The following is a 514-nucleotide window of genomic DNA, read 5'->3' on the forward strand; positions in this document are numbered from 1 at the left end:
GTAGCCGCCCCCGGGCCCATTTCCCGGCGGCGGGCCGTAGCTCACGTGGACGTGGCGCAGCACCCAGCGGATCAGGAACCGTCGTGTCCAGGGGATGAGGCAGGCAAACCCGAACACGTCCGTGATGAATCCCGGAGTGAGCAGCAGGACACCGCCCAGTGCCAGCGCCACGCCCTCGAAAAGCTCGATGGCGGGCACGCTGCCCCGGTTCATGTTCGCCCGCGCGCGGGTGAGTGTCTCCAGCCCCTGCTGGCGCAGCAGCGCGGTACCGGCCGCCGCGGTGAGCAGACACAGGGCGATGGTCGGCAGTGCACCGATGGCGCTCCCCACCTCGATGAGGACGTACAGCTCCATCAGCGGCGCACCGATGAACAGCAGCAGAATCAGTAATGGCAAGGCTCTACTCCGTTGATAACTGGGCGGCCGGTCACCGCACCTCCACCTCGCGGCTCGCCTGGCGGAACTTCACCCGCCAGCCGGACCACACCGGCAGCTCCCACCGCCGGGGGTCGCG

At 69.1% G+C, this 514-nt stretch carries 1 protein-coding gene; it reads right to left on the reverse strand.

Translation table 11 applies throughout. The features are described from left to right. Positions 1–396 (reverse strand): FxsA family protein (locus G7A99_RS24600; RefSeq protein WP_163144698.1); only part of this gene is annotated, 396 nt, incomplete at its 3' end. Between the last annotated feature and the right edge of the window lie 118 nt (positions 397–514).

The sequence above is a fragment of the Arhodomonas sp. KWT genome (assembly GCF_010993615.1).